20 protein-coding genes are annotated in these 19,013 nt (G+C 55.0%); 6 read left to right on the top strand and 14 right to left on the bottom strand.

Annotation, left to right across the window (positions count from 1 at the left end):
* Positions 1 to 6 precede the first annotated feature (6 nt).
* Positions 7 to 474 carry a tripartite tricarboxylate transporter TctB family protein gene (locus LMS44_RS21695; RefSeq protein WP_039857519.1) on the bottom strand — a complete coding sequence of 156 codons (468 nt, stop codon included), beginning with the start codon at positions 472 to 474 and terminating at the stop codon, positions 7 to 9.
* On the opposite strand from LMS44_RS21695, the gene LMS44_RS21690 reads away from it, so the two are divergent.
* Positions 473 to 607 (top strand): hypothetical protein, encoded by a 135-nt coding sequence (locus LMS44_RS21690; RefSeq protein ID WP_255200324.1) that lies wholly within the window; start codon positions 473 to 475, stop codon positions 605 to 607. The two genes, LMS44_RS21695 and LMS44_RS21690, sit on opposite strands and share 2 nt — an antisense overlap.
* A gap of 18 nt (positions 608 to 625) precedes the next feature.
* Here the strand turns inward: LMS44_RS21690 and LMS44_RS21685 are convergent, their stop codons facing one another.
* From LMS44_RS21685 to LMS44_RS21650, 8 genes are all read right to left on the bottom strand, one after another.
* The gene (locus LMS44_RS21685; RefSeq protein ID WP_190374378.1) at positions 626 to 1,582 is read right to left on the bottom strand and encodes a Bug family tripartite tricarboxylate transporter substrate binding protein; all 957 of its coding nucleotides are present in this window, start codon (positions 1,580 to 1,582) and stop codon (positions 626 to 628) included.
* 413 nt (positions 1,583 to 1,995) lie between these two features.
* Positions 1,996 to 2,931, bottom strand: coding sequence for an SMP-30/gluconolactonase/LRE family protein (locus LMS44_RS21680; protein WP_039857517.1), 936 nt, complete (start codon positions 2,929 to 2,931; stop codon positions 1,996 to 1,998).
* A gap of 2 nt (positions 2,932 to 2,933) precedes the next feature.
* Entirely contained in the window at positions 2,934 to 4,229 is a 1,296-nt protein-coding gene (locus LMS44_RS21675) for a TRAP transporter large permease (protein ID WP_039857515.1), read from the bottom strand.
* Positions 4,229 to 4,753, bottom strand: coding sequence for a TRAP transporter small permease (locus LMS44_RS21670; protein ID WP_039857514.1), 525 nt, complete (start codon positions 4,751 to 4,753; stop codon positions 4,229 to 4,231). The genes LMS44_RS21675 and LMS44_RS21670 overlap by 1 nt, the downstream gene beginning before the upstream one ends.
* Positions 4,754 to 4,776: 23 nt before the next feature.
* Positions 4,777 to 5,760 (bottom strand): TRAP transporter substrate-binding protein DctP, encoded by a 984-nt coding sequence (dctP, locus tag LMS44_RS21665; protein ID WP_009286099.1) that lies wholly within the window; start codon positions 5,758 to 5,760, stop codon positions 4,777 to 4,779.
* Positions 5,761 to 6,241: 481 nt separating this feature from the next.
* Positions 6,242 to 7,498, bottom strand: a complete 1,257-nt coding sequence (locus tag LMS44_RS21660; RefSeq protein WP_278369162.1) for an MFS transporter — start codon at positions 7,496 to 7,498, stop codon at positions 6,242 to 6,244.
* 2 nt (positions 7,499 to 7,500) lie between these two features.
* The gene (locus LMS44_RS21655; protein WP_027957847.1) at positions 7,501 to 8,181 is read right to left on the bottom strand and encodes an RraA family protein; all 681 of its coding nucleotides are present in this window, start codon (positions 8,179 to 8,181) and stop codon (positions 7,501 to 7,503) included.
* A gap of 42 nt (positions 8,182 to 8,223) precedes the next feature.
* Positions 8,224 to 9,201 carry a hydroxyacid dehydrogenase gene (locus tag LMS44_RS21650; protein WP_230804985.1) on the bottom strand — a complete coding sequence of 326 codons (978 nt, stop codon included), beginning with the start codon at positions 9,199 to 9,201 and terminating at the stop codon, positions 8,224 to 8,226.
* 161 nt (positions 9,202 to 9,362) lie between these two features.
* On the opposite strand from LMS44_RS21650, the gene LMS44_RS21645 reads away from it, so the two are divergent.
* Positions 9,363 to 10,247: a LysR family transcriptional regulator gene (locus LMS44_RS21645; protein ID WP_278369163.1), complete on the top strand. Its 885-nt coding sequence runs from the start codon at positions 9,363 to 9,365 to the stop codon at positions 10,245 to 10,247.
* A gap of 79 nt (positions 10,248 to 10,326) precedes the next feature.
* Here the strand turns inward: LMS44_RS21645 and LMS44_RS21640 are convergent, their stop codons facing one another.
* The gene (locus LMS44_RS21640) at positions 10,327 to 10,515 is read right to left on the bottom strand and encodes a hypothetical protein (protein ID WP_039857510.1); all 189 of its coding nucleotides are present in this window, start codon (positions 10,513 to 10,515) and stop codon (positions 10,327 to 10,329) included.
* Positions 10,516 to 10,720: 205 nt separating this feature from the next.
* Here LMS44_RS21640 and LMS44_RS21635 point away from each other — a divergent pair, with 205 nt between their 5' ends.
* The gene (locus LMS44_RS21635) at positions 10,721 to 10,945 is read left to right on the top strand and encodes a hypothetical protein (protein WP_278369164.1); all 225 of its coding nucleotides are present in this window, start codon (positions 10,721 to 10,723) and stop codon (positions 10,943 to 10,945) included.
* 427 nt (positions 10,946 to 11,372) lie between these two features.
* Positions 11,373 to 11,765 carry a histone-like nucleoid-structuring protein, MvaT/MvaU family gene (locus LMS44_RS21630; protein ID WP_027958395.1) on the top strand — a complete coding sequence of 131 codons (393 nt, stop codon included), beginning with the start codon at positions 11,373 to 11,375 and terminating at the stop codon, positions 11,763 to 11,765.
* A 141-nt stretch (positions 11,766 to 11,906) separates the two neighbouring features.
* On the opposite strand, the gene LMS44_RS21625 is transcribed toward LMS44_RS21630, so the two are convergent.
* Complete coding sequence (locus LMS44_RS21625; RefSeq protein ID WP_039857507.1) at positions 11,907 to 12,392, bottom strand: hypothetical protein; 486 nt, start codon at positions 12,390 to 12,392, stop codon at positions 11,907 to 11,909.
* 247 nt (positions 12,393 to 12,639) lie between these two features.
* Between LMS44_RS21625 and LMS44_RS21620 the strand changes: the two genes are divergently transcribed.
* The gene (locus LMS44_RS21620; RefSeq protein ID WP_193054299.1) at positions 12,640 to 13,632 is read left to right on the top strand and encodes an IS30 family transposase; all 993 of its coding nucleotides are present in this window, start codon (positions 12,640 to 12,642) and stop codon (positions 13,630 to 13,632) included.
* Between the two features lie 360 nt (positions 13,633 to 13,992).
* Here LMS44_RS21620 and LMS44_RS21615 read toward each other — a convergent pair whose 3' ends face one another.
* Together LMS44_RS21615 and LMS44_RS21610 are read right to left on the bottom strand one after the other, a co-directional pair.
* Positions 13,993 to 15,141, bottom strand: coding sequence for an ABC transporter substrate-binding protein (locus tag LMS44_RS21615; protein ID WP_278370171.1), 1,149 nt, complete (start codon positions 15,139 to 15,141; stop codon positions 13,993 to 13,995).
* Between the two features lie 110 nt (positions 15,142 to 15,251).
* Positions 15,252 to 17,294: a TonB-dependent receptor family protein gene (locus LMS44_RS21610; protein ID WP_278370169.1), complete on the bottom strand. Its 2,043-nt coding sequence runs from the start codon at positions 17,292 to 17,294 to the stop codon at positions 15,252 to 15,254.
* A gap of 105 nt (positions 17,295 to 17,399) precedes the next feature.
* Here LMS44_RS21610 and LMS44_RS21605 point away from each other — a divergent pair, with 105 nt between their 5' ends.
* On the top strand, positions 17,400 to 18,059 hold the full coding sequence (locus LMS44_RS21605; RefSeq protein ID WP_278370168.1) for a GntR family transcriptional regulator: 660 nt from the start codon (positions 17,400 to 17,402) through the stop codon (positions 18,057 to 18,059).
* Here LMS44_RS21605 and LMS44_RS21600 read toward each other — a convergent pair.
* Positions 18,056 to 18,910 (bottom strand): sensor domain-containing diguanylate cyclase, encoded by an 855-nt coding sequence (locus LMS44_RS21600; protein ID WP_039857504.1) that lies wholly within the window; start codon positions 18,908 to 18,910, stop codon positions 18,056 to 18,058. The two genes, LMS44_RS21605 and LMS44_RS21600, sit on opposite strands and share 4 nt — an antisense overlap.
* Positions 18,911 to 19,013 lie beyond the last annotated feature (103 nt).

Below are 19,013 nucleotides of genomic sequence, written 5' to 3'. Positions count from 1 at the left end.
CCTCTTTCAGCGTATAAAGAATTCAGTGGGGAGATCCTGACCCATCAGCAAGGCGAAAATTATTGCCAAGCCTCCGGTGAATATCAGGTCCGCCAACAGCAACCGTTTGATATCCCGATAGCCGAAGCTCCACGCCACCAAAGGCACCATAACCGCGGTGGTTGTGTAAAAGCCGATCAAGCTCACGCTGACCACGTAGAGCCCAATGGCCACGACAATGCCGAGAAAGCGCGGCAAATTCTCGAATATTTGGTGCCGTGGGGCTTTAAAGCGCTCGCTTCGCGTGGCGGCAAAAACCCGTAAGATCATTAATACAGAGAGCCCGATTAGCGTGCTCAGCATTGTTATAGGCAGCAGGGAGCTCATGGTCGGCATGTCGGGTGTGCGTAGCAGAAGAAACCCTGCGACAACAATGATGGCGATACCGGTGATGAGGTCGGGATGAGGCCCTTGCCCTGAAGTGGTCTGTTTCATGTTCTATTCTCTGGCTGGCTTGCTCGTAGAGCGTCTACCACCAAGCGAGTCGAGCGACATGGTGGAGGTGACGTTTTATCCTGTTACGGGGCGTGACGAAGGGGGGCTTGCCATGGTCGGCCGGGTTGATTGAACACCCCGGCCAATCAATTTATTTCCAGGGTGAGGATTCCCAAACACGCTCGGCCAGTTCAAGCTGCTCTGCGTTAAGTGCTTGAAAATCATCTCCTGTCGTCAGACTGATAGGATTCCCAGATTTGAGCATAGCCTCTTGGAATTTTGGATCCTCGTACGTCTTCTCGAAGGCACTAATCAGGCTGGCCTCGACCTCTTCCGGCAGGCCGGAGGGGGCAATAAACCCACGCAGCGAACCGTTGACAAGATCGTAGCCTTGCTCGGTAAAGGTCGGCACACCTTCCAGTAGTTCAGAACGTTCGTTGGTGGCAATGCCCAGCACATTTAGCTCGTCACGGAAGTTAACCACCTCCGATAAGTTGATGATCCCCATTGCGACATGACCGCCCATAAGCGCACTACGTGCTGGCGCGGAGCCTGAGAAGGGAACGATGGTATAGTCAGCGTCGGTCTCCTCGGAGAGCCGAATAAGGAAGAAGTGATCATCGCCGCCGAGGCTTGACATGCTGACGGTGATGGCGCCATCACGTTCTTGGGCTGCAGCGACCAGTTTTTCCATGCTGTCGATGTCGCTGCTCTTAGGTGTGACGATCACGTTGGGATCGTCTACCACGTTGGCCAGGTAGGTGAAGCTATCGGCGTCGTAGTCGGCGTCGCGGTCAAGGGTGCGGGCCATCATGCCGGGCAGGTTGTAGGTGCCGATAGTGTAACCATCGGGATCGGCCTGGGCCGTGGCGGTTACACCGATCTGGCCGCTGGCGCCGGGCATATTCTTTACTACGACGGTAGCGTCGTCGCCAAGATACTGCTCAAGGAAAGGCGCAACGGTGCGGGCCATTACGTCGGTTCCACCACCTGCCGCATAGCCGACGATCAGGTCTATCTTTTTCTCTGGATAGTCGGCGAGGGCCTGAGCCGAGGTAATGCTTGCGAGGCAGAGAGTGGCGGCGATGGTTGAAAACTTAGTGAGCATATTGTTGTACTCCCGTTTACATTCACGGATGGTCTAAATGGCAAAGCCTGTCTAGTGCAGTGAACAGTACAGAATTACTTGATTAAAGCGAATAATGTTTAACTGTGTGGTAAGTTTTTCTGTATCTATGGGGAGGATAGGCGATAAAGCCCATGTCATCGGGGTTGGCCGCTAATGCTATGACGAACGGCCAGTAAAGGGCTTACGACTATGGTCGGAGGTATTTTAGTGCGTCTCGCGGCGTTTCTTACTCATCTGGCGGTTATTTTTAGGATGTCTTTTCCCAGGTGGGTCTTGTCACTTGGCCCTGGCTAACAAGTCGTGATCGCTTCGAAGCCGTCTTCGTTATTCCGTTGGGTCGACACGGATTCCTCACTATGTTGGTTTAGTGCTCTGCGGCTTCGTCGTCAGCATCACATACCCCAGCCGGAAGCCATGGGAAAGCCGCCGACGGGCAGCTCAGCGCGCAGAATAGTGCCGGTGTCAGACTCGGTGATGAAGAGTGTACGGCCTTCCGGCCCGCCGAAGGCGCAGTTGGTGGTACCGAGCCCACGAGGGGATCTCACCACGGCGATTGGCACACCGAGCGCATCGTGTACCCAAACCAGTCCCATGCCGGTCTGACAGACCACCACGCCACCATCCTTGGTAAGCGCCAGACCGTCCGGGCCCGCACGGCCGCCGGAAAACTGCAGGAATAGCCCCGCTTTTACCACGCGTCCGCTGTCCGAGATCGGCAGACGCCAGACAGCATTGGCACGGGTTACCGCCACATAGAGTGCATGGCCAGCCTTATCGAGCACCAGCCCGTTGGGGCTCGGCACTTTGTCGATAAGGCAGTCCAGCCGACCGCTGTCCGGGTGCCAGCGGTAGACACGGCCAGAGGGGTCCTGCAAGCCGGTTTGGCCCTGATCGGTGAAGTACAGCGAGCCGTCGGGGCCGAAGTGCAGGTCGTTGCAGCCCTTGAAGCCCTCGGTGTCAGCATCGCCCAGCGCGGTGGTCACTTCGCCGGTGTTCGGATTCAACTGCATGATGCCGTTACGAAAATCGGCAATGTAGATGTGCCCGCCCGTATTGATCTTCAGGCCGTTGGGTTGGCCTTCGTACTCGGTGATCTGCTCGACGGCGCCGTTAGGTGAGGCGCGAAAGACACGACCGAAGGGAATATCAACGAACCACAGGTTGCCCTCAAGATCGAAGGATGGGCCCTCAATGAAGCTGTCGACCACCGCCCCGCGCCGGTTGCGATCCGCCCAGTAAGAGCGTTGGCCGGATCTTCTCAGTGACGTCGGCAGTGTGGTGAAAACCTCGGCCTCAATCAGTATCGGGTCGGGATGGGGGAATGCCATGTTCAACCTCCAAAGGTCGTGGTTGGGAGCCACAGGGCGATATCGGGGAACCAGATCAGCAGAACCAGGAAGGCCAGGATGATCAGGAAGAAGGGCAGCACACCCATGACGACGTCTTCGACTTTAACGGTGGGGTCCGAACTGGCGACCACGAACAGGATAATGCCCAGTGGCGGCGTCAGTTGGCCGAGCTCGACCAGGATGACCACGAACACGCCAAACCACACTGGGTCGATATTCATCGCCATCAGCACGGGAAAGATGACCGGCACAATGATCGCGATCATGCCTAGACCTTCCATAAAGCAGCCGAGGATGGCGAAGGTGACCAGCAAGATCATTAGAAAAGCGAACGGCGACATGTCTGCCTCGGACACCCAGCTAACCAGATCCTCGCCGACGCCGGATAGCGCGGTGGCGTAGGCGAAAATCATCGAAATGAAGACGATAAACAGAACATTGCCGCTCATCACCAGGGTACGTGAGATGGCTTTGCGCAATATGCTCAAGCTGAGCCTGCGGTAGGCGGCAGCGATCACTACTGCCCCAACTACGCCAACAGCACCGGCCTCGGTAGGCGTAGCGATGCCCGAATAGATACTGCCCAGTACGAAGCTGATCAATATCATGAATGGCACGACATCCAGCGCCGCCTTCAGGTAATCGGAAAGCCGCAACTGGGTGGTGTCGCGTGGCACCAGCGAGGGGTTGAGTAGCGAGCGCGCGGCAATAAACAGGCTATAGCATCCAGCCAGCAGGATACCGGGCACCAGCCCGGCCGCGAACAGTTTGGCGATGGAGGTTTCGGTGAAGGTGGCGTAGATGATCATGGTGATCGAGGGCGGAATCAGTATGCCCAGGGTGCCACCGGCGGCCAGCGAGCCTGCGATGATACGCTTTTGATAGCCCCGTGCGGATAGGGCTGGCAGAGCCACGGTCGACATGGCCGCGGCTGTGGGGGCGCTGCCGCCAGCGACGGCGGCGAAGATGCCGCTGCCTATGATGTTGGTATGTAGCAGTCCGCCCGGCAAGCGGCGCATGAAGGGTGCGATGCCGTTATAGAGACGGCCACTCAGGCCGCTGCCGAGTAGGATTTCCGCCATCAAGATGAACAGCGGAATGGCGGCTAGGGTGAAGCTGTTGGATGCCCCCCAGCTAACCATTCCAAGGGCATTCCAGCCAGCAAATCCCTTCATCAGCCACAGATACCCAAGGGCCGCGGCTCCTACGGCGAAATGCACCCAAAGACCGCCGAGGATCAGTAGCAGCAAGACGGAAAAGGCAATGATTGCATCCATCAGCGCTGTCCTCCGATGCCTAGTTGCAGCAAGGCACGTTCTAACAGGAATAGGGTCATCACGGACAGGCCCACAGGCAGCAGCATCTGCGGGATCCAAAGCGGTGTCATCAGGGCGGTGGGCGCCACGTTGCCGCGTGCGAACGAACTCATGACGAGCAGGAAGGAGTGCCAGGCGAGCACACCGCAGATGCCCATGGCTAGCGCGACGTACACCAGACCAAGCACCTGTCTGACCCGAGGCGGCAAGGTTTCGTATATAAAACCGACCTGAAACAATGCATTGTTCCTGATTGCTAGGCTAGCGCCGAACAGAGTGGTGGCGATAACCAAGTAGCCGGAGAGCTCCTCCACTACATGTAGGGAACTGTTGAAAAGCAACCGTGATCCGATCTCGGCGACGACCAATACCGTTAGCGTTATTAGCCCAGCGCTAGCGAGAATGCGCACAATAGCGGAGAGTACGTCAAAGATGGGGCCGGCGGAGGCCGGCCCTTTTCTTGTTTCATGTTGGGAGGCAGACATGTTGAGATCCTCTGAAAGATCAATTACTTGCCGAGCGCTGTGAGCACATCCTGCAGTGCCTGTTCATGCTCAGGACCGGCTTCGCTGGCCCATTCCTGCCAGAAGGGGGCGAGGGCTTCCTGGGCCTTGACGATCTCTGCGTCACTAGCTTCAACAATGGTCATGCCAGCGTCCCCCTGAGATTCCTTTTGGGCCTGCTCGTCTAGAAGGAAGGCCTCGGTGATGTTAGAAGCCTCCTCTTTGATGATGGTGGCGAAGGTCTCGCGGTCGGCTTCGTTCAGCGACTCGTAGGCGTTGGTATTGGCGATAATGGCGCTATAGGCGTAGTTCACCGGTAATCGGTAGTTGTAGTCGAGGAACTCGTGCCAGTTTTTTGCACCGCCCGCACTGGCTGTTAGCACACCATCAATTACGCCGCGCTCCAGGGCAGTTGGAACCTCGGAGCCGGATAGGGTGATCGGTGAGCCCCCGAAGGCCTCGACGAAGGCACCCTGCTCGGGCGAGGTTACGCGGATCTTATGACTTTCGAGATCGTCGAGGGAGTCGATCTCGAACGAGGTGAAAATGACTTGTTGAGGGTAGCGATAAGCGCCCAGAAAGGTAACATCCTGCTCGGCGAAGCCTTGCGTGAGATAGGGAGACATGGCCGCGTAGGCTTTATCCCACTCCTCATCGTTCTGGATCAGCATTGGCAGATTGAGGATACGCGCGATGGGCACATTGCCGGAAAAAAAGAGATCAGCCGAGAAATCGATAAAGCCATTACCGACCGCCTGGGTAATATCGCTGGAGGCAATCTGCAGTGTCTTTCCCAAATGCAGCGTGATCGACAGGTCTTCGGTTTCAGCTTCAGTACGGTCTATGATGCGCTGCATTCCCTTTACTGCCGCGGTAGTGGAAACCGACGAATAGGTGTAGCCGGTCCAATCAGCGGCTTGAGCAGCACCTGTCGTGGCTATACCCATGATGAGTAGGCTAGTTACCAAAGAGGGCTTGAAGGCTTTCATATCGATACCTCATTAATCGTTGTTATGTCTCTACCGTTCGAGGAACTGGCGGTACAGCGCATGTTGTTAGATGTTGATCTATGATCGAAAAGACGCGAACCACGGGCATCTAAGCCATTGGTAAGCGTGTTTCTAGCAGAAGTGGAACATGAAAAGACTTTCTGTATAAAGCGCGTTTTTCTTGAAGAAGTATGAAGAATTTCTTTATTAAAAATTCGTGTTTTTACAGACTTGTATATGCCGCTTTAGTGGTAGTTTATTGGCATGGCGTAGCAAAAAGATGCAAACGTACCTGAGGCGATATCAACCTATACGACTGCATCGGGGGGAGACAATCTTGGAACGGGGAGCGCGCCGAATCGAACTCCGCTAATCTGTATCAAAAGAGGAAAATGATGAGGTTTTACAGATTATCTAGTAACCCATAATAGTAACGTATCTATAAACGTTATTGATTTGAAGTCTTCTGCATATTCAAGGGCTATGAGTCACTCAGCTTTTTTCGATCCTTGTTTAGAGCCACTAACAGCACAAGCAACATTGCTACTATTGGTAGGCTGCTCAAGCCGAAGATGACGCGGTTGGATGTATTCTCGGCGATTAGTCCGGCTGCCATAGCCCCCATCGCTGGTAGGCCTCGAAAGATCATTGTATAGAGTGACAACACTTTTCCTCTCACCGACTCTGGCACCTGTGTCTGCAGAACAACTTGTGTACACACACCATTGGCAAGGATGGCTCCTGACAAACAGGCGAGGGTTAATAATCCTGCCCATAACACATGGCTAATCAGAAATAATCCGCATGCCAATATTGCCGATAGTCCGAAGCCTATGGCCAGTGAGAGAGGAGAGCCTTTTGTTAGTAAGAAGGAGGTCATCAACCCACCGCCTATCGCACCGAGCCCTTGAGCTGATGTCATCAAAGAGAAGGCCTTTGCTCTTGCTGCTTCTCCAATAACGACCTGACCGGCAAAAGCCGGTAATAATTCGAAAATAGGCCTATAACATAGCGCTAGAAGGGCGAAGAACAGCAGCAAGAGCTTGTGATGTCCAGTCAGTGCATGTATTACCGCTGACCATGTTGAGTGGCTGAGTTTGCCTTCCGTCGACCCTTCCAGTCCCTCAGACCCTAGCCTTTGGTTAGTATTTTCTGATTGGGAAAGCCGCGCTAGTATCAGTGCAAAGAGCAAATAGCTAATTGTGTTAAATAAGAAGACCGACCAAAGTGCTTCCAGCGTTAGCGCCATGCCGGCGGCGGCTGGACCTAACATCCGCGCAAGGTTAAACACCATGGAGTTGATCGTTATCGCTCCAGGCACATCTTCTTTAGGGACGATGCTACCGACAACGACCATACGCGTTGGATGATCGAATCCGTTCAGGATGCCAGTTAATCCAGCCACGATTAGCAACATTGTCGGGCTGACAAGCTCGGCCATTATGGCAATCAGCATAATGCAAGGCGGCGCTATTGAGAGAAGCTGCAGCCACAGGGCTAGGCGAATTTTGTCTTGTCTATCGACCAATGTGCCTGCAAAGGGAGCCACGACCATTGATGGCAGCAGGTCCGCCATTGCCATTAGCCCTAGCATGAAGCTCGACTGTGTCATCTCCCAGGCGAGCCATAGCAGCACCACACGTTGCGCCCAGGTGCCAACAGCCGAAGCCGCGTTACCCGCCAAGTACGCGCGAAGCCGAGCGTTTGCCAGCGGGGCGGCGGCTTTGGGCAGGTGCAAACTCAGCCTCGCAGGAGGCTGCAGCCCGTCGTTTCCAAAGCCTTATCAACCCAGGTGCGGTCGTTCTCGCCAGTATGTATGGCGACCATTTGCTTCTCTTCGGAGGCCTGTTTCGCTTGGGCGGCTTTTAGCACTGTCTCGGCATCAGCGTAGGGAACGGCCAGCACGCCATCGGCGTCACCCAGAATTAGGTCGCCCGGCTCAATAACCATCCCGCCAAGGTTGATCGGAGTATTGATCTCACCTGGCCCGTTTTTGTATGGGCCGCGATGCGTGACGCCCACGGCGAAGGTCGGCAGGTTGGTATCGCGAAAGCCGTCCAGGTCGCGCAGCGCACCGTTGAGCACGAAACCCGCAACGCCTTTCTTGACCGCGTAAGCCAGCATTAACTCACCCATCAGGGCATTGGTGGTGTCCCCTCCGGCATCGCAGACGATGACGTCACCGGGCTGGGCCATGTCGATGGCCTTGTGCAGCATCAGGTTATCACCGGGGCGCGTACGAACAGTAAGGGCGACCCCGGCTAAATTGCCAGCGCGATGCATCGGGCGAAGGTCTGGGCCACCGGCGAAGACGCGGGACATGCTATCGCTGACCACCGCTACGGGCAGTACTGCGAACGCCTTAACGAGGTCGTCGTCGACACGGCGCTGGCGCTGAAGAACTCTATTTCCGACTGTCATGGCATTACTCCGTCATGTGACTCAACATTAAAGATGGTGCGTTCAGGCTAGGGTGTTGACCAAGCGGGCTTTCGGTAGGGTTTCTCCAGCGAGGAAGTCCACGATACCGCTTACCGCCAGTTCGCCGACGCGCTTGCCAGCTTCTTTGGTGACGCCTGCGATATGGGGCGTGAGAATGACTCGCTCAGACGCGGCCAGAGCGTTCACGTCCAATGGCGGCTCCTGTTCGAAAGTGTCTAGTCCTGCGCCTGCGATATGCCCACTCTCTAGGGCGGCAAGCAGGGCCGCCTCGTCGATCAGACCACCCCGAGAAGTATTGATGACGTAGCTGTCGGCCGGCATCAGGGCGAGCATCGCGGCGTTAAGCATGTGCGTATTGCTTTCGGTAAGGGGGCAGTGCAGGCTGACGATGTCCGATTGGCGGAGCAGGTCCTCGATGCGTTCGGCGCGGCGTGCGCCCATAGCTTCGATGGCGTCCACCGAGGCATAGGGGTCGTAGACGAGCACGTCGAGACCCATGCCTTTCACCAGCTTCGCTACGGCGGCAGCGATGGCGCCGCCACCCACTAGACCTAAACGCATGCCGGATAATTCCCGACCGAGGAATCCCGCCTTTTCCCAGCGTCCTGCCCGCATGCCTGCATCCAGTGGCAGCAAACGTTTGATCGTCGAGAACATTAGAGCAACCGTGTGTTCCGCAACAGAGACTGCATTGCCACCTGCCGCCCGGATGACTTGGATACCATGTTGGGTTGCTGCATCGATGTCGATATTGTCGACGCCTGCGCCATGCTTGGAGATAACGCGCAGCGATTTCCCTGCTGCGACAGCACCGGCACCAAATTGCCCCATTCGAGACACGACCCCAACCGGGTCGTACTGTTTGAGGAAGTCAGCGAGTACCTCCTCAGATGGATAGGGGGGTGTGTGAACAAGGGTATAGCCAGCGTCTTCGGCCATTTGCTTTGCAGTGGGGGCAAGGTCGGGGCCTGTTATTAGAATCAAAGGTTGTAGTGCCAAATCAGATCCTCCCTGTTGTAACGAGGGCAGCCGGACACTGATCGGCGTAGCATCACAGGCGACTGCTTTCGAATTGATTTTTAGAATACAGGAAGATTTTTTATACAAAAGCGAATAAAATTTGCCTTTATGTTAAGAATTTCTTCATTTAAGGAGGGTTTATGGACACTCGCCAACTACGAACATTCGTAGCGATTGCTGAGCATGGCACATTCGCGCGGGCGGCCTTGATCGTAAATTTGACCCCTTCCGCTGTTAGCCAACAGGTCCATTCGCTTGAGCAGGAACTGGATACCAAGCTGTTCAATCGTGACTCCCGCCCTCCTAGCCTCAACCTCCAGGGGCTGAAAATGCTTGAAACGGCTAAACAGATTCTGGCCTTGGTGGATGAAACGCATGGCGTTCTGTCCGGGAAGCAGATAACGGGTACGCTCAATATTGGCTCGGTGCGCACCAGTACTATCGGCCTACTGCCACGTGCCATCGTGGCACTGCGACAGGAGTTCCCCGAGCTGAACGTAAACCTACGAGTGGGCATGTCTTCGACGCTGATCAGCGACGTCAACGCCGACCGGCTGGATGTGGCGGTGGTCGCCGAGCACTCCGGCGTGTCGCGCGATCTCTTGTGGTCGCCGTTCATACGCGAGCCGTTAGTGGTGATAGCGCCGCCCGGCACACCGCCGATGCCGGTTCAGCAGTTGCTGGAAACGTTGCCCTTCGTGCGTTTCGGCAGTAATGTGCCGTTGGGCGCAATGATCAACAACGAGCTCGCCCGGCTAGGCATAGCGGTGCAGGACATCGCTGAGATCGACACCGTGCCAGCCATCGTGGAGTGCGTGGCCGCGGGCCTTGGTGCCAGCATCGTGCCAAATATCGCGGTGCGCGAGAACGGTCACGACATGCTGACATTGCCGTTCGGTGAGCCCCAAGTCTTCAGACAAATTGGCATGATTCATCGCGCCAGTTCGGCCAAGGCCGAGCTACTGACAGCGTTACACAATAAGCTGGCGGAAGTTGCGGGAGAGTTTGGTGTTTATCGAGAATAGCCGTCATTACGGAAGTCGTAGATACAATATCGCACTTGCCCGAGCCGTCCCCGCTACGCTGATGAAACGTCAACAGGCCCTAGTAATGCGCGATCACCTGGGCCGCATTCGCCTTTAGGGTTACTGGCCACTTACCTGGCGCAAGCACTTTGATATTAACGCTTATGCCCATCAACCAGCTCCAGCTCTCTTTGTTGATATCCAGCCCTTTGGGGAGCATGTCTGTGCGATAACCAAAGCTGTCCACATTGTGGCTAACAGGGAGCATGGATTGGCGGTCTGCTGCTTGCCTATGGAGCCGCGGGACTGATCAGTAATTTCGGCATTGCTCCAATCATGTCACTCGGTTACCGACCCACACTTTTCGCGACAATGGTGCTGCTGATCGGCAGTCTCGCCGCGCTGAGTTTCGCAGGTACGAACCATGCGCTTGCTATCGCTCTGCTTCTGGTCTGGGGGCGGCCTACACGGCCTTGCCGCTGCTGATGCAGACGTGGGTGTTTAAGGCTGCCGCACACCTTAACGGTCCCGAAGCGCCATCTTCGCTCTACGTTTCCGCCTATAACGGCGCGATTGCAGCAGGCGCATTGGTCGGAGGAGTTATCGTTGACCATTTTGATCCCTGGTCGGTCATGTCTATTTCGGCGCTCATCGGTGTTCCCGCGCTGCTGATCGCTTTGAAGCATGCTCCGAAATGAGCCCTGTCCCGAGAGCAGAACGCTTAAACGGGTATGGCTCGAATATAGGGATTCAACGGTTTTACCGATACTTTGAGTAGGAGAGTGATACACCCCACAACTTTGTGGAATGCATTGGCAACTTCCTAGTAGTATTCCCAGCATTTGGCACTGGGGAGTTGCAACTAGCGTGGATAGAGTCTTAGTGGGACACTCTCACTACCGGATAACGATTAGGAGGCTGGTTACCTTTGGCTCCAGCGTCCCCACTTTTAAGAGGGGCCTGCGATTTCTCGCAGGCCCTTTTTGGGGTGGGGTCAACTGGCGCGCCCCATACCCAGTGATCAAAATTGAGCTTTCCTTTTCTCAATGGCTATATTAAAGCTATAATGCGTAAGATATATGTTTAAGGGTTATCTTAAATTTTAAAAATATAGGAATTTAGACTATGGCGTCGGTACTGAGTAACTATCTCAAAAAAGAACAGATGTTAAAGCAGCTGCAGGAAGAGCTGCAAGCGCTGGAAAACAACAGTGAGCTAAAAGCAGAGCTTGAATTCAAAGAAAGACTACAAGCACTTATGACTGAGCACGGAAAATTAGCGCGCGACGTATGTGAAATGCTTGACCCATCTTACCGCTCTAAACCAGCAAAGGCTGGCAAGGTAAGCACCAGCAGCACAGATGGGCGTAAAAAACGTCCCTTGAAGGTATACAAGAACCCACACACTGGTGAGGTAGTAGAAACCCGTGGCGGGAATCACAAAGTCATCCAGGAGTGGAAGGCTGAATTTGGTAATGAAGAAGTGGTCAGTTGGGTTGTGAAAGAAATCGCGCAATAAGACTAATTTTTATTAGTGGTGACAACGCCAGCTTGGCAAAGTTATCCTTTAAAACGCTCACTGAGCCTGCTCAGTGAGCGAAAAATTATTTAAGCGATGTGCTGGGAAAGGAAAGTAACGAGTAAGTCCATCAGCCATCCGTTAATTTCGCGACAGGTCTTCCCTGAGGCTAGGTACTTCTACTCTACTAAGGCCACCCAATCTCCACGCCTCGACTGAATTGCTACCCTCTGGCACGCTGAATGACCCCCAAATCACTCGAAACGTGGTTGTGTACACAGCCCCGTCTCCCATAACAATTTTCGCATCAATGTGAAATCGGCGTTTTTGCTCTTGCATTAATGCATCATCAAGAGCTGATGTCGTTTCAATCTCCGCTATACCGTTATCTCTGCATGCTGCATGGAAGGCAGCGAATTTCTCCTCATAATATAAATCGGGTTCAATTTTCCGTTGGTGCATTGAAAGATGCCTCTCTTTATCACCATCGCAGATCGCTTGAACAGCTGCTGCAACCATACCGGTTGCGGTCTCGCTATACACTTCATCCGCCAAAGCAGGAGACGATAGCAGTAGAGAAAGAGCCGCCGCGGTCGAAAGAGAGATTAAATAGCTGTTTTTTAACATTCCCATTTCCCTTTATTTTTTTGCCCCGCTCAACTAGAAGCCAAGCATAAGTGTAGGGCATGGCCACATAGGCTATAGAGGTTTTTCTCTACTGGCCGATAGAGAGCTTCTACAGCAATTTATACGTATGCAGGCCTGTGGACACCCTGAATTCATAGAATAACTGCAGCACTTTGGATCATACGGTAGAGGCAGGAGGGCCAGCAGCGGTACCCTCTCCGCCTTACCGACCAAAGTGAAGCAGAGTATGGGATACCGACAACTGACCCAGGCACAACGATATCAAATTTTTGCCCATAGGGATGTAGGATTGAGCCAACGTCAGATTGCTCAACAGCTTGGCATTCACAGCAGTACCGTGAGCCGTGAGCTGAGACGTAATTCGGGTGCCAAGGGATATGAACCCGCACAAGCGCAGCGTTACAGCGATCAGAGACGCCGCTCCGCCTGGAAGTGGACAAAGCAACTCCCTAGCCTGATCAATGCCGTAGCTGACAGGCTTAGAGAAGAGTGGAGTCCAGAGCAGATTAGCGGTTTTATGGCGCCGTTGACGGGGATAGGAGTTAGTCATCAATGGGTCTATTCGCTGATCTGGGACGATAAGGCCAAGGGTGGCGATTTGTGGCGACACCTCCGCCAGCCCAAGCGTCGCAGTAAACATCGTGCCCATGCCAAAAGTGCAGGACTAGGCAAGATTCCTAAGCGTGTGGGGATAGAGCATCGGCCACCTGCTATCGAAAAACGCCTCACCATCGGTCACTGGGAAGGCGACACGGTGCTTTATGGGCACAAGCAAGCGGGGATAGTGACGTTGGTAGAGCGACGAAGTGGCTACTTGTTGGCGGCACGTCTGCCAAAGGTAACGGCAGAACTAACGCAGAGAGCCATGGTCCGTTTACTTAAGCCTCGTCGGGGCGCGGTGAAGACGATCACGCTCGACAATGGCTCGGAGTTTGCAGACCACGAGACGGTCGCAAAAGCGGTTAGCGCCTCCGTGTATTTCTGTGATCCTTACTGTTCAGGCCAGCGTGGGACAAACGAGAACACCAACGGCCTGATCAGGCAGTATTTTCCGAAAGGTACAGACTTCCGGAAGGTGACTAATGCAGAGCTGCGACGCGTTGTTCACAAGCTGAACGATAGACCCAGAAAGCGGCTGGGATATCGAACCCCAGCCCAGGTGTTTTTAGGAGAATATTCAGGAGCACTAGAAACCGCAGGTGCTGCACTTATTAGTTGAATTCAGGCACCAAACTGCATTAGCAATCAGCCACGACACCTCAGTTCCGTGCCGTGATTCGAGTGGCGTCTTCTAATATTAGTGGGAGTGAGCAGGCTCGCAAATTTAACTTTACTAATGCAGTGATTAGCCGCTGTCGGTACCGCGATGATGTTTCCGGTAGGCCCCACACTTGAAGTAATTTTCTGGCTATCCTCTTGCAGTAGTATTAAGCCGTGACAGCTGTTCGTGAGTTCTGGCGTTTTAGCTTGGTTGGTTTATTGGCCGTTGCATTAGGATTTTAAATCCTCGTTTTTGGGGCCTATCGGCACGCTGCCTAAACAGCAGGCCATTATTTAGTTCCGACAGGTCACCAAAGCATCATGGCGCGGGATCCAAGTCGGCCCAGAAGGTGCCTTCTAGCGGGTAGGGCAGTAAGGTTTCGTGTACGGATTGCCAGGCTGCCGCAGGGTCTAGGTCTGCCATGGCATCAGGGTGCAGCCACTTCGCGACTTGCTGAACGGCGATAAACTGAAAGGGTGTGTTGTAAAACAAGTGCCAAAGCGCATACACGCGGCCTGATTCCACCGCTTTGAGGGTTGACCACCCTGGTCGAGCCGCAATCAGCTCCCGCATGGCGGCGCGGGTTTCGTGCTCTGAAACGTCATAGCCCAGGGGAATTGAACTGCTGCTTAGTACCTGCCAGTCACCCCCGGTTTGAATGATGACATCGGGATCTCGAGACAGTATCCACTCTATGTGCAGTTGTCCAAATAGGCCCGGCAGTCGTTCAGCGGCAATGTTGTGCCCACCGGCCAGCCGCACAACGCGCCCCAGGTTGTCATCACCGACGCTTCGACAGCACTCAGGATGCAGCCCCGCCGCCGTTTCGATCAAAACATCAGGCCGCTGTAGTGGCTCAGGCAAGCGTTTGGCGACTTCTTCAAGCGCTTTCTGACGCATGTTAATCAGCGTCTCGGCCCGCGCTTCGGCATCAAAGATTCTTCCCATCAGCCTCAGGCTGGGCACCATATGCAGGTCTGCTTGGGTCAGGAAATCCACGAATATCACCGCTACTCCGGATGCTTCCAGCGTCCCTAGCGTCGAGCCTTCACGCAATGCTGGCCAGGCGCTCAGATCAAAAACAATGACGTCTGGATTAAGCGCAATGGCTTGTTCGAAATCGAATTCACCGGTGGCCGCTTTGCCGAAACGCGCTAACTGTTCGGCGTGAGGGAAACGTTGCTGAAGGCGTTGCCAGACATCTTCATCGAAGCGAATGAGTTCATCACGCCAACCCACAAGGTCTTGGAAAGGGTCGTCAGGCTGGAGAGCGGCAAGGGTGTACAGCAGCCGTCCTTCGCCCAGGATTACCCGTTGTGGGTCACCGGGCAACAGAACCTTGCGGCCAGCTAGGTCGGTCACCTCAAACGAATTCGCCAGTGCTGGCATCGTCAGGCTAACCGTCAACACCATCAGGCATGAATGCCATAGTCGTCGCCTTAGGCGACGGTTAAACAAAGCGGGCATACCCACGCTCCTTAATCAAACATGGCCTGTACAGGACGATTTTTATAAAACATGGCTTTTACAAAACATGGCGCGAACTGGCGGGCTGATGTCAGCAGCCCGCCATTGGCTCAAAAGGTGACATCCAACCCTAAGCTGTAGGCACGCCCTGGTAACGGCACACGCCCCACTGGGCTGGTATCTACCCCGCGGAAATAGGCATCCTCGTTGGTAAGGTTATGCACGCCCAGAGTTAAGCTTGCCGCGCTGGCGAACGGCAAGCGGTAGCCTAAGCTGGTATCGACTAACCAGTAATCAGGCAGTGGGCCGGTGCTGCCGTTCTCGGTCTCTTGGGTGGTGTTGGCTGCATCGGCGAAGCTTTTATCCACGTAGCGGGCGCCGATATTGCCGAACCAACGACCCTGTTCCCAGCGCGCTAATAGGTTGAGCAGGTGATTCGGTGCGTTGGGCACCTCGTTGCCGGCAAGCTCCCCACTGCGCTGCTCAGTATCGAGCCAGGTCCAGGTGCCTTCGAGGCTGAAGGGCAGGGTATTCGGCGCCCAGGCCAAGCGCGTTTCAAGCCCCTGGTATCTGGTTTCTCCGAGGTTTTTGAGGCTGTTATCCGGCTGTTTGACGACCTGATCTTCGTAGTTGATTAAAAAACCTGTGGCCTCTGCTTGCCAAGGGCCTGACTGATAACGCGCTCCGAGCTCATGGTTCCAGGCTGTCTCGTTAGATACATCGCCGGGATTGGTGATCTGCGCGAGCTGCACCGGGGTTAACGACCGTTGGGCGGAGGTGAACAAATACCACGCTTCGTTGGCCGCATATCCGACGGTAAGGCCGGGCAGCCAAGCCGCGGCGTCATTCTCATCGCGACCGCCATTTAAGGTATCGGCGTAGTCCATCTCTGCATGCTCGTAGCGGATACCTGGGGTTACTTCCCAGCCACCGCCTAGCTGCCAAGTGTCGCTTAGGTAAGCGGCCATTGCGCGGGTTTCGAAGCCCCAGCGACGAACCGGGGCGGCAGTTTCACTACCGACAGCGCGGCGGTTCACATCAAAGTCGACATCTTCCTCCAGATAGCGAGCACCCACCATCAGGGTGTGGTTCCCCAGTTGCCAGGCGACGCGGGGCTCGCTGGCCCATACCGAGAAGCTGCGCGGGGAGTCGGCGACATGGGTGGCTGGCTCGCCTGGATCAGACCAGTGGCTAGCACCGCTCAGGTTTTGGCCGAACCAGAAGGTTCGATCACTCTGGTGGCCAAATTGGCGCCAACTTATCTCGATATTGTTGCTCGGTTGCCAATGCCAGGTTGCGTGGGCACGCCATGTGTCCGCCTCGAAACGGTCGTAGGGACGCTGAGAATCGCTGCGGTCTCGGGCGTAGGCGTTTGGGGTTAGTGCGCCGGGTAGATCCGTGTCTACGCTGTAGTACTGCAGTTGTCCATCGATCCATTGGGTGTCATTTAGCTGATAATCGGCATCTAAAATGAAATTATCGACCTGTGTTTGGCTACGCTCGCGCCCACCCTTTCCACGCATCAGGTTGGCCTGAAACTGAAGCCCCAGGTTGTCACTTACTTGCCCGCCTGCACGCAGGTAGTGATCACTGAGCACATGGCCGGTGGCGTCATCCACCGTTAGGCGTTCGCGCCACTGGGCTTCCTCCTCTACAGGGATGCCGCGTGTTACGAAATTGAGCACCCCGCCCACGTTGTTTGGGCCGTAGTGAACAGCCGCGCCGCCCCGTACGATGTCAATCTGTTCTAGCGTGGGCAGCGTTACCGGGAATAGTGAAACACCGATATTGCTGTAGGGGCCCAAGGCAGCCGGAATACCGTCCACCAAGATTTGTACCCGCTCGCTACGGCGTGGTGATAAACCGCGAATGCCGATATTTGGCAGCACGCCCGTGCCGGTCTCATCCTGTGTGTGTATGCCTGGAACCCGAGCTAGTGCATCTTCAAGCTGACGGATATCGCCGCCGTGTAGCGCTTCTCCCTCCAATATCTGGCGTGCGCCCGGCGTGGTCTGTGGGTCGGTACGAGTGGCGCTTAACCAGTCGCTAGAGACCACTAAGGTTTCCAGCTCACTGTTGGCTTCAGGTTGCTGGGCCCAAGCCAGCGGAGAGGCGGCGGCGATGGCCAAAGGCAGCACGCGAAGGTAATGCATCTGATGTCCCTTTGTTAATGATTATCATAAGCGAGTGGGGTATCATAAATAATTGGCGCCAATCTGCAAGAAGTTATTATGATGAAGGCAAAGGAGAGCTTAAGAATGAGTCAGGCTGCGGAACGTCAAGAGGCCGTACGTCAAGATAAAGACCAAAGCTGGCTACAGGAGCAGCTAAGAATCGGTATGGGGGGCGGGCGTTTTCCTGCTGATAGCTGGTTACGCCAAGATGCCCTTGCAGAGCTATATGGCGTCAGCCGCTTTGTTGTGAGAGGCGCCTTGGAGCGTTTGTCGGAATCGGGAGCCATTGAGCATGTGCCTCATCGGGGCTACCGGGTTAGACGCTGGAGCCACCAAGAGCGCCTGGAACTCACCGAAGCTCGCTTGGTGGTGGAGCTTGCTATGGCGCCATTGATGATGGCGCGTCGAACAGAGCCGCTGATGGCGCCTGTTAGGAAAGCTTGTGTCCAGTTTGAACATGCTGCCGGTGAAGGAGATGGTGAAGCCATGTTTCTCAGCAATCATGCCTTTCACCGAGCGCTAGCAGTGCTTGCTGGTAACCGGCAGTTGGCCGATCAAATGAATTGGCTGCGTGAGCAGGGCATGCGTGGGGCAGGGCCGGGGTGGCCAAAGGCTGGCGGGGTGGAGCGGAGTATACGAGAGCACTATGCGATGGTCGAAGCGCTAGACGCTGGCGATATTGTGGGGTTGCAGGGTGTCGTACAGCGCCACTTAACAGCTTGGCAAGAGCGCGTCACACGCTAACGGCTGCGCCTTTTGATTTGATACATATGGCTGTCAGCACGGCTCAGCAGGGTATCGGCGTCTTCCCCGTCGGCGGGGTAGCAGGCCACGCCGATGCTGCAGGATGGCATTCTGACCTCGCCGAATTCAGCGCCTAGTGGCTCGTTCATGACCGTGAGAATCTGTTCCACCTTTTCTGTCACAGCGTGCGCTGACTTGATGTCCGTTAACAGCACCGTGAATTCATCACCGCCCATGCGGGCCACCGTGTCCGTCTCGCGTACACAGCCTTCCAACCGTCTTGCTACCGTGCAGAGCACCCGGTCACCCGCCGCATGTCCATGAATATCGTTGATGCCTTTGAAGTCGTTAATATCCAGAAATAGCAATGCCAGGTTGTTCTGATAGCGATGGGCCGTGCTCAGGCCCAAGGTAAGGCGGTCATAGAAGAGCGCTCGGTTGGTCAACTTTGTCAGTGGATCATGGTGGGCAAGGTAGCGTAACTCTTCCTCGGCCTGCATAAGCGCTGTGACGTTGCGCGCGACACCGACCCGCACTTCCTCTGCTTCGTACCAGCGGGCAGACCACAGGATATGCACGATACCGCCGTCTTTGCGGATATAGCGGTTGCGGTAATCAATATGGGGCTTACCGCTCATCACACGAACAATGGAGTCCCGCGTTGCGGCTAAATCGTCAGGGTGCATGTAGTTCGTGATTAGAGTGCCGATCAACTCTTGAGGAAGGTAACCGAGCAGCGACTCACAGGCATCACTCACGAAGACGATCTGGTTGTCTTTATCGACCACGAAGACGGTGTCCAGCATCAGGTGAATCAGTTTGGGGTAAAGGGCTTGCAGGTCAACGGTCATAGACAAGGGATAATCCGGTTAGCGTTCCTCGACTATAGAGCAATCGCGAAGTGGACGATAAAGAATTCTGGAAATTTTGGGGGGAAGGTCACTCCCGTAATGA

This window comes from Halomonas profundus (genome assembly GCF_020865425.1).
In the GTDB taxonomy this organism is placed as follows: Bacteria; Pseudomonadota; Gammaproteobacteria; order Pseudomonadales; family Halomonadaceae; genus Vreelandella; species Vreelandella titanicae.
Note: the sequence above shows the minus strand (reverse complement) of the source record. Positions and strands in the feature narration are given on the sequence as shown.

Coding starts and splice junctions, on each gene's coding strand:
- LMS44_RS21640 (WP_039857510.1), bottom strand. CDS start 10,515: ATGCTCCCTGTTAGCCACAATGTGGACAGCTTTGGTTATCGCACAGAC.
- LMS44_RS21680 (WP_039857517.1), bottom strand. CDS start 2,931: ATGGCATTCCCCCATCCCGACCCGATACTGATTGAGGCCGAGGTTTTC.
- dctP (WP_009286099.1), bottom strand. CDS start 5,760: ATGAAAGCCTTCAAGCCCTCTTTGGTAACTAGCCTACTCATCATGGGT.
- LMS44_RS21670 (WP_039857514.1), bottom strand. CDS start 4,753: ATGTCTGCCTCCCAACATGAAACAAGAAAAGGGCCGGCCTCCGCCGGC.
- LMS44_RS21600 (WP_039857504.1), bottom strand. CDS start 18,910: ATGACCGTTGACCTGCAAGCCCTTTACCCCAAACTGATTCACCTGATG.
- LMS44_RS21605 (WP_278370168.1), top strand. CDS start 17,400: ATGAGTCAGGCTGCGGAACGTCAAGAGGCCGTACGTCAAGATAAAGAC.
- LMS44_RS21630 (WP_027958395.1), top strand. CDS start 11,373: ATGGCGTCGGTACTGAGTAACTATCTCAAAAAAGAACAGATGTTAAAG.
- LMS44_RS21620 (WP_193054299.1), top strand. CDS start 12,640: ATGGGATACCGACAACTGACCCAGGCACAACGATATCAAATTTTTGCC.
- LMS44_RS21625 (WP_039857507.1), bottom strand. CDS start 12,392: ATGTTAAAAAACAGCTATTTAATCTCTCTTTCGACCGCGGCGGCTCTT.
- LMS44_RS21685 (WP_190374378.1), bottom strand. CDS start 1,582: ATGCTCACTAAGTTTTCAACCATCGCCGCCACTCTCTGCCTCGCAAGC.
- LMS44_RS21675 (WP_039857515.1), bottom strand. CDS start 4,229: ATGGATGCAATCATTGCCTTTTCCGTCTTGCTGCTACTGATCCTCGGC.
- LMS44_RS21655 (WP_027957847.1), bottom strand. CDS start 8,181: ATGACAGTCGGAAATAGAGTTCTTCAGCGCCAGCGCCGTGTCGACGAC.
- LMS44_RS21645 (WP_278369163.1), top strand. CDS start 9,363: ATGGACACTCGCCAACTACGAACATTCGTAGCGATTGCTGAGCATGGC.
- LMS44_RS21695 (WP_039857519.1), bottom strand. CDS start 474: ATGAAACAGACCACTTCAGGGCAAGGGCCTCATCCCGACCTCATCACC.
- LMS44_RS21615 (WP_278370171.1), bottom strand. CDS start 15,141: ATGCCCGCTTTGTTTAACCGTCGCCTAAGGCGACGACTATGGCATTCA.
- LMS44_RS21610 (WP_278370169.1), bottom strand. CDS start 17,294: ATGCATTACCTTCGCGTGCTGCCTTTGGCCATCGCCGCCGCCTCTCCG.
- LMS44_RS21690 (WP_255200324.1), top strand. CDS start 473: ATGTTCTATTCTCTGGCTGGCTTGCTCGTAGAGCGTCTACCACCAAGC.